Annotated in this window: 4 protein-coding genes and 1 pseudogene; 2 read left to right on the forward strand and 3 right to left on the reverse strand. The window is 68.5% G+C overall.

Annotated features, from left to right (window positions below; all coding sequences use genetic code 11):
* Positions 1-407: 407 nt before the first annotated feature.
* On the reverse strand, positions 408-2,888 hold the full coding sequence (locus Q8A52_RS48495; RefSeq protein ID WP_316765094.1) for a SpoIIE family protein phosphatase: 2,481 nt from the start codon (positions 2,886-2,888) through the stop codon (positions 408-410).
* A 573-nt stretch (positions 2,889-3,461) separates the two neighbouring features.
* Between Q8A52_RS48495 and Q8A52_RS48500 the strand changes: the two genes are divergently transcribed.
* Together Q8A52_RS48500 and Q8A52_RS48505 are read left to right on the forward strand one after the other, a co-directional pair.
* Positions 3,462-4,730, forward strand: a complete 1,269-nt coding sequence (locus Q8A52_RS48500; RefSeq protein WP_316765095.1) for a PP2C family protein-serine/threonine phosphatase — start codon at positions 3,462-3,464, stop codon at positions 4,728-4,730.
* 1,612 nt (positions 4,731-6,342) lie between these two features.
* Positions 6,343-7,233 (forward strand): glycoside hydrolase family 19 protein, encoded by an 891-nt coding sequence (locus Q8A52_RS48505; protein WP_316765096.1) that lies wholly within the window; start codon positions 6,343-6,345, stop codon positions 7,231-7,233.
* A gap of 81 nt (positions 7,234-7,314) precedes the next feature.
* On the opposite strand, the gene Q8A52_RS48510 is transcribed toward Q8A52_RS48505, so the two are convergent.
* Positions 7,315-8,079, reverse strand: coding sequence for an MBL fold metallo-hydrolase (locus tag Q8A52_RS48510; protein ID WP_316765097.1), 765 nt, complete (start codon positions 8,077-8,079; stop codon positions 7,315-7,317).
* 104 nt (positions 8,080-8,183) lie between these two features.
* Positions 8,184-8,702 (reverse strand): annotated as a pseudogene (locus Q8A52_RS48515) (GlxA family transcriptional regulator); the annotation flags it as partial.
* Positions 8,703-8,829: the final 127 nt, after the last annotated feature.

Genomic DNA, 8,829 nt, shown 5'->3' on the forward strand with positions numbered 1-8,829 from the left:
ACACCCGACGCCGTCATTCCCGGCTCGGCCAGCGAGCCCCGATCACCTACGAGATCACCGTCCACCCAACATCAACTACCCTGGCCCGAGCCGCATAGACGTGTTCAAACTCCGGGGTCAAGGCCCCCCGTCGTCCGAACGTATGTCTGGCTGCACCGCGCACTGTGCCTGGAGATCCCGCAGGACTGTCTCCACAGCTTCGGCGAATTCCATGTCGTTCACTGGGACTCCTGACCACCTCGGGGAGAACTGCCTCACAGTCTCCACTGCCCCTGAAGCTTGCGGACGATCTTTTCCGGCCCGGGCCCCAGTTTCGGCTCAGGGACACGGCGAGTTCAACCTGGGCAACAGGAGCTATGTGCCAGGGGCTTTGGGAACGTTGCTGCCGCATTTCTCGCATACGGCCTTCACCAGTGCGGTGCGTGCGAGTTCGTGGGCGGTACTTGATCGAAGCCTGTGCCGGGCGGGAGCGGTTGCTCGGTCCAGATCGTCTTGCCCCGTGTGTGGTAGCGGGTTCCCCAGAGCTTGGCGAGCGTCGCGACCATGAACAGCCCGCGCCCTCCCTCGTCGGTGTCCAGGGCGCGCCGTACGTGGGGGGATGTGCTGCTGCCGTCGGAAACCTCGCAGATCAGGGTACGGTCGCGGATCAGGCGTAGGACGACAGGGGGCATGCCGTAGCGGAGCGCGTTGGTGACCAGCTCGCTCACCAGCAGTTCCGTGGTGAAAGCCAACTGCTCCAGGCCCCACGCGGTCAGCTTCTGAGCCGCCCAGATGCGTGCTTGTCCGACGGACTCGGGGACGACATCCACCTCCCGGGTGGCGTGGCTCTCGGGCGCCAGTGCGCGCACTCGTGCGAGCAGCAGCGCCACGTCGTCCTGAAGGTCGTCCGGGAGGAGTCTGCTCAGGACGTCGTCGCAGAGCCCCTCGAGCCCGCCGGACCGACCGGAGGCCAACGGGTCCGGCCCGGGGTGTTGGGACGACCACGGCGAGCGAAGTCGCGTCCGGGTGTCCCCGCTGTCGCCCCACGGCCTGCTCAACCCGGCGGTGTAGAGCACGAGAGTGTCGCCCTCGGCAAGCCTCATGTGGCCGTACTCGAAGGGGATACCGCCCGTGCCCAGCGGCGCGCCGACCGGGACGTCGACGCCCCTGACCCCTCCGGCGGAGGTCAGCAGCGTCGGCAGGGGATGGCCCGCACTCGACAATGCCCAGGACACGGAGATCGGGTCGAAGACCGTGTACAGACAGGTCGGCCACGGCACGGCATGGTCAGGTCTGCCCGACTGCTCGTCCCGGAGCCGCGTGACCTGGTCGTCCAGATGAGCGAGCAGTTCCTCGGGAGAGTAGTCCAGCTCTGCCAGGGTGCGCACCGCTGTGCGCAGCCGGGCCATGGTCACCGCTGCATGCAGCCCATGTCCCCCGGCATCTCCGACCACGAGTGCAACCCGCGCTCCCGACAGGGGGATGACATCGAACCAAGCACCGCCCAGCACCACCTTCCCGTTTGCCGGCAGGTAGCGCGATGCGGTCTCGATGCCGCCGAGGGCGGGCAGGCTCTGCGGCAGCAGACTGCGCTGGAGCGCCATCGCCGTGGTGCGTTCGCGGGTGTACCGGCTCGCGTTGTCGATGCAGACGCCCGCACGCGTCACGAACTCCTCAGCCAGCAGGACGTCATCGGCCTCGAACGGGTGTGCTCGGGCGAAGCGCGCGAATACCACGACACCCAGGAGGGCACCTCGCGCTCGCATCGGCACCACCAGACAGGAGTGGACTCCACGCTCCCTGAGCTCCGCGGCCCACCCGCACTTCCCTGTTCCCAGTGCGGTGTTGAAGTCCTTGCCCGTCAGCAGCAGCGGCCTCCCGAGGACGAGCGCCCGGGCGCCGGGCGAGCCGGGCTCCGAGGCGAACGGATCGATCTCGCCCGTACCGATCAGTCCGGTGGGCCGTTCCCCCGGCAGCACGGTCTCCGCGGCCCGCCGTAGCGGCTCGGTTGCCGTGACAGGGCCGCTCACCGCCTCTTCGCCGCCGAAGACCGAGTTCAGCAGATTGACGCAGGCGTAGTCCGCGAAGAGCGGCACGGACACGTCCGTGAGCTCCTTCGCCGTGTGCAGGACGTCCAGCATGCTGCCGATCCGGGCGCCGGCCTCATTGACCTGGTCGAGCCGCTCCCGTGCCCGGGCCTCCTCCGTCACGTCGAACACCATGTGCGCCAGCGCGATGACCTCTCCGTCACTGTTGCGCAGCGGCAGGATGCTCTCCGACCACACCCGGTCCCGGTCCGGCTCCCGGGGGTCACGCCCGCGCACCTCGGTGCCGATCAGCGCCTCGCCGTCGGTCAGGACCTGCCGCTGACGTTCTTCCAGTGCCTCCATGTCCAGCAGCCCCGGCGGGGCCGCCTCCCGCATGGAGAGGCCGATGACGCTGTCGGCGAATCCAGGCGCGCGGCTGCTCGAGCTGTTCTGGGCCAGGAACCGCAGACGTGAGTCGAAGACGTCGATGATGAACGGAGACTCCGTGAACAGGCCCCTCAGGAGCGCCTGCCGCAGCTCGCGCTGCTGGACCGCTTCCGTGCTCTCGGCCTGCAGGAGGCATTGCTCCGCGTCGTCGCGGGCGAAGGGGTGCGCCCACAGGACCACCTCCACCGGATGCCCGTCACGGTGACGCAGCGTAGAGGCGCCCACACACGTGGACCGGTCGGCACGGCAGAGGTCCACGATCCGGGCCGTGTCGGTCTGCGCGAGTACGAGGCCGGCCCAGGCAAGCCCCCGGGCTTGCGCCGCGGTGTACCCGAGCAGCCGCTCTGCTCCCGGGCTCCAGCTGACCACCAGGCCGCGCCCGTCCACGACGGCAAACGCGTCCCCCCGTGGCTCGACCGGCGTGTCAGGCAGCATGATGTCGCACCGCTCCATTCGGCATCGTCACGCCCAGGACACCCACATGTTCATAGTGCCTCCGTCCATGACGCGTGGCACCCGCTGACTCGCCCCGCGGCGATCGGCTCCGGGGCGCTGGGGGGCACCGCTCTTGCGTGCCGCGTCCCGGTGGGAGAGCCGCACGGACTGCGAGTAATTCCAACAGCCCGGGATGCCCTGCGGGACGCCTGCGACGCGCAGAAGCCCTCGGGCTTCGTGCGTCGGGCATCGTCTCCCGATGACCACTCTGACCTGGGGACGGTGGTGAGGTCGGCCCGGTCCTGCTGGAGATCGGACAGCAACCGCGTGAGCCGGGTGCCGAACCCGGTGATGCCCCCCAGCGGTCAATCGCGTCAGGTAGTGCCGGACCGTGAACACGTGGTGATCGGTGAACTCGCGGTCCGATGCCTCGATGCGGGCGGGGATCTTGTTACGGGCCCGGCCGACCGGGATGACGCCTCCAGCCATGAGGGCCTCCAGGATGGCCCGGCCACTGGTGTCGGCGACGTCGCGGCGGACGCTGACGCTCATCCGGCGGGATCCGTCGCGGCCATGCCTGACGTGAGAGGGGTCGGGATCGGTGTGAAACTGGGCGCGGAAGGGGTGATCCCCGTGTCGGACCCACCGCATGCGTCCGCCGGTTCCGACGCCGCCGTCGACGAGAGTCGGCTGGAAGAGCTGATCATCGAGGCGCAGACGGCCCTGCCGTTCGAACTGTCCGCCCTGGCGAACCGGTGCGCCTCGGCTCTCGGCCTGGACACCGTGCTGATCTACCTCGCCGAGCTGCAACAACGGCTGCTGATCCCGCTCGACGAGGCCTTGGAGCCGTTGCCGGTGGCCGACTCGTCGGCCGGCTGGGCGTACCGCACCGTCTCTCCGCGGGTGGTCGACGCCGACGACGGCGTGATCGTCTGGATGCCCCTGGTCGACGGTGCGGAGCGGTTGGGCGTGCTGGCGGTGCGGACCGCCTCGCTCGACGGCGTACGAATGCGCCGCAGCAGGATGCTGGCCCATCTGTTCGCCATGCTGATCACCTCCAAGCGTGCCTACAGCGACTGGCTCGCCGCCCGCACCCGCACCACGACCATGCGGTTGCCCGCCGAGATGGTGCGGGCGTTCCTGCCACCCCGCACCATCGGCAGCAGCAGGTGCGTCTCGACCGCGGTCGTGGAACCGGCGTACGACATCGCCGGCGACGCCTTCGACCACTCGGTGGTCAAGAACGTGCTGCACACCATGATCCTCGACTCCATGGGTCATGATCTGGCCTCCGGCCTGACCACGTCGGTCGCCATGGCGGCGGCGCGCAACGCCCGCCGCGGCGGTAGCGACCTGGCCGACACCGTCCGCTGCGTCGACCAGGCACTCGCCCAGTGGCTGCCCGACCACTTCTGCACCGGTGTGCTGTGTCGGCTCGACGCGGAAACCGGGGTGTTGCGCTGGGTCAACTGCGGTCACCCGCCGCCCCTGCTGATCCGTGCCGAGCGGGTGCTCGACGGGGCGCTGGACAGCCCCCCGCAGCCGCCCATCGGCCTGGCCGGCCAACTCGCCCCGGCAGGCCGGCAGGTCAACAAGACGACGCTGGAACCGGGCGACTGCGTCCTGCTCTACACCGACGGTGTCGTGGAGGCACGCGACCCTGACGGCGGGGAGTTCGGTCTCGACCGGTTCACCGACTTCATCATCCGCTTCTCCGCCGCCGGCCAGCGCCCGGCCGAGGTGTTGCGGCTGCTCATCCACGCCATCCTCGATTACCAGCGCAACCGACTGCGGGACGACGCGACCATCCTGCTCTTCGAATGGCGCCCGCAGCACCGGTGAAGCGGTGAGCGAGGAAAAGGGCGGGAGCGGTCCCCGTGCCGCACGCTGTTGACCGCAAACGGTACGGGGCGTCGTGAATGAGCCTTCCGTAGGCGCTTGCAGCCCGCTGCCGATCGGGCGGATGCCGTGCGGCGACCAGGTGGAGGGTTCTGCGCCGGGCAGCTGGGCCGGTGTCTCACCCACGGATATCCCCTTTGCTGCTCGGCGAACCACTACTGGTGGGAGAGGCGCTGATGCTGCCGGAAGGACTGGCGGAGGGCTTCGCGGAAGGCGTTGCCGTTTGCGGGGGCGGGCTGGGGCGGCGGCTACTGGAACTTCGGGGGGACGGCTCGGCCTTCACTGGTGGCGACGCACTGGTGGTGGCAGGAGGCCGTGAAACCGGGGACTTGCTGCGAGTTGCCGTCGGCAGAGGACGCCGGATCCCGTCACCGCCTCGGTCCCGGACGCCCTTTCTTGCCGGGTGCGTGGTCACACGCTGCGGTGAAGCGGATGAATCGGTGACGCGGACCCCCGGCTCTTCAGGGGAGGGCTGCTCCGGGATCGAGGCTGCTCGTGGGGCTGTCGGCTGGGAGAGCATCGATGCGGTGGCCAGGCCTCCGAGGATGGTGAATGCGGCTGCGGCAACAGACCGCACGGCATACTTCTTCAGCCGCGAAGGGCGGTCGTACCGGTCTGCCGGCAAGTCCTGCAGGGGAGTTGGTGACCCATGGAGGGGGGATCCGGAGGAGCTCGGTGCCCCGCTGAAGCGGACGTCCGGCATCGCGGCGTCCGAGGCCGGAGCACCATCTGTCGGACCGCTCGGCTGTGTCATGCCGGGGTCGTACGCCCCGCACTCCGGGCAGGTGACGGCGCCGTTGAGCGTGCGGCTGCACGGGATGCAGTAGTCCATGAAGCGACCGTTCTCAGTCCCTGAATTCATGCGAGGGAAGGTGCCCCACGGCCGGGCAGCCGTCAGCGGCGGGGAAGCGCCGCTGGGTTTATTTCGGACCGATCTTTAGCATGTGCGAACCTCACTTACCGGTGTGCAGGCGGGTCACCGGTTACTGGGGTCAACGGGAGCGATCGGATCAGTGCTCAGTCGCTGACTGAACAGTGAGGTATGTAACTCTGCTGGAAAACTCGTTGATGACCGGGACGGCGCGGCAGCCGCGGCGTACGAACGGACGGATGCGGCTCGGTCCGGGCCGAGTGCCACTCATTTTCCACGGCTCGGCGTCCCCTGCGCGCAGGGATTCTCTTCGCTCCTGCGATGCCTTGAGCAGGGTGGTCAGGCTAGGAGAGTCCCAAGGGCAGTAGCAACCCCACCGCCGAAATGAACACTTTCGCAGTGATTACGAGCTTGCCCACCTTTCGCCATCGTGCGCCGCTCTCAGCGACCGAACGACGCACACAATCGCCGGAACCGGGACAACACCGACGGCCACCATGAGCGGAGCGAGTTGACTGGTCTACACCCTTGACTGGTACAGACCAAAGGGGTTGAGTGTGCTTCCACACCCCCCACCACGGCCGCGCCCACGCCGTGGCCGGTCCGACCGGCACGTGCGCTCAAGGCCCGGATCCACGCTGCCCTTGTCCGGGTGCGGCCGTGCTCCGCAAAGGAGTTGATCCTGTGTCGAGGCGCCGCATCTCCACCGTGGTCACCGCACTCGTCCTCGGAAGCACCGTGCCGGTGCTGCTGCCGGCCGCGGACGCATCCGCCGCCGCGTGTTCGAGCTACCCGAACTGGGCGGCCGGAAAGCCGTACACCACCGGCGACATCGTGCGTTACACCGACGGCAAGGCCTACATCGCCGAACACGACAACCCGGGCTACGACCCGACCATCAGCACCTGGTACTGGGAACCCTACGCCTGCGACAGCGGCTCCGGGACCCCCGTCGGCACCTTCGTGGTGAGCGAGGCACAGTTCAACCAGATGTTCCCGAACCGGAATTCCTTCTACACGTACAGCGGCCTCACCGCCGCTCTCAGCGCCTACCCCGCCTTCGCCAACACCGGCAGCGACACGGTCCGGAAGCAGGAGGCCGCGGCCTTCCTCGCCAACGTCAACCACGAGACCGGCGGTCTGGTGTACGTGGTCGAGCAGAACACCGCCAACTACCCGCACTACTGCGACTGGAGCCGGCCCTACGGCTGTCCGGCCGGCCAGGCGGCCTACTACGGGCGCGGCCCGATCCAGCTCAGCTGGAACTTCAACTACAAGGCCGCGGGCGACGCGCTCGGCATCGACCTCCTCAACAACCCCTGGCTGGTGCAGACCGACGCCGCCGTGGCCTGGAAGACGGCCCTTTGGTACTGGAACACCCAGACCGGCCCCGGCACCATGACGCCCCACAACGCCATGGTCAACAGCGCCGGCTTCGGCCAGACGATCCGCAGCATCAACGGCTCCCTCGAGTGCGACGGCAAGAACCCGGCGCAGGTGCAGAGCCGCGTGGACGCCTACCAGCGGTTCACGCAGATCCTCGGGACGTCGCCCGGCGGCAATCTCTACTGCTGACCGCCGTACAGGAATTCGTGAGGGCTGTTTGAATTTGCCCACGCCGGGCGGCATGCGGAGGCGCCGGCGCCCGAGCCGTGCCTACTGGTCGGGATGTGTCGTTTCCGTACGGGTGGAGATTCGCCCGGCTGCTTCGAGCCGGGACAGTCGCTCGTGTTCCCGGGAGGCCCAACGTCGGACCCGGTCGGGCTCCAGCGGGGTGCCGTGCCCAACGTGGAGTCTGGTGGGGTTCAGGGCAAGCATCTTCCGCAGGCTGGCCAGGTTGTGCAGCGGGTCGTCGTGGAAGGGAGGGTTGGCCGGCCTGCCCGGGATGAGGCCCATAAAGGAGTTGGCGATCAGGTCGCCTGCGACGAGGTCCCCTTGGTCGGTGAGGACGGAGATCGATCCGGCAGTGTGTCCAGGGGTGGGCATGATGCGCGCCGCGATCCCGAAGTCCTTCAGGTCCGTCTCACCCCGCACGAGTACGTCGGGTTCGAACGGTTCGGCCTGGATGTGCAGGTTTCTGTTCCTGGCCATGAGGCGGCCCATCGGGCCGGTGGGCAGGTACGGTTCACGGACCCGGCCGTTGCGGTAAGGACCGAGGTCGGCGATGTGTCCCGCTACCGGTGCCCCGGTCAGGCGGTGCAGTTCGGCAGCGGAGCCGAAGTGGTCGATGTGGCCGTGGGTGATGATGATCAGCGACACGTCGGTGGGGTCCACACCGTGTCCGGCGACCTGCTCGTAGATCCTTCGGCCGCTGCCGGGAGTCCCCGCGTCGACGATGACGGGCCGACGGCCCAGCAGCAGGTATGCGTTGATGCTGTGCCGGCCCATGACCGGGATCGGGACGACCTTGGTTCGGGACACTGTTTTCTCCCTGGTTGTGTCGTGTCATGCCGCTCGGGCGGGCATGACCGTCTTCCGCCGGGCGGTGGTCCGCGGGGCGGTCGGGGGATGGGGTTGCGTTGGGCTTAGTGGAAGCGGCGCCGGTATTGGGCGGGGGTGGTCCCAAGGCGGCGTCGGAAGGAACGGTGCAGGCTCTCCACCGAGCCGAGGCCGCTGATGGCGGCGATCTCCGGCAGGCCGCGGTCGGTGTCCTGGAGCAACTGGCGGGCGGCCTCCAGCCGGGCGGACTCGACGTACGCGGCCGGGGTGGTACTGGTGCGTCGGCGGAACAGCCGGGAGAAGTGGCGCACGCTCAGGTGCAGCCGTGCGGCCAGGGCTTCGGCGGACAGGTCTTCGGTGAGGTGCTCGCCGATCCAGATGCACAGGTCGTCAATCCGGTCACCGGGGGCTGCCGGAGCCGCGAGTGGGACACTGAACTGGCTCTGGCCGCCAGCGCGTTTGACATACATGACCATCATGCGGGCGGTGGCCAGGGCAAGTTCGGGTCCGTGGTCCTCGGCGACCATCGCCAGCGCCATGTCCATCCCCGAGGTGATACCGGCGCAGGTCCACAGACGGCCGGCCCGAATGAAGATCGGGTCCGGGGGCCCTGACCCTGGAGTTTGGACACCGGAGAGACTTGGATCTTGATGGTCCAGGAGAACGGAGTCCCTGTGGGGATGAAGCATTACCCCGCCGAGTTCAAGGCGGACGCGGTCGCGTTGTACCGGT

Origin of the sequence: Streptomyces herbicida (genome assembly GCF_032656585.1) — a bacterium.
In the GTDB taxonomy this organism is placed as follows: domain Bacteria; phylum Actinomycetota; class Actinomycetes; order Streptomycetales; family Streptomycetaceae; genus Streptomyces; species Streptomyces herbicida.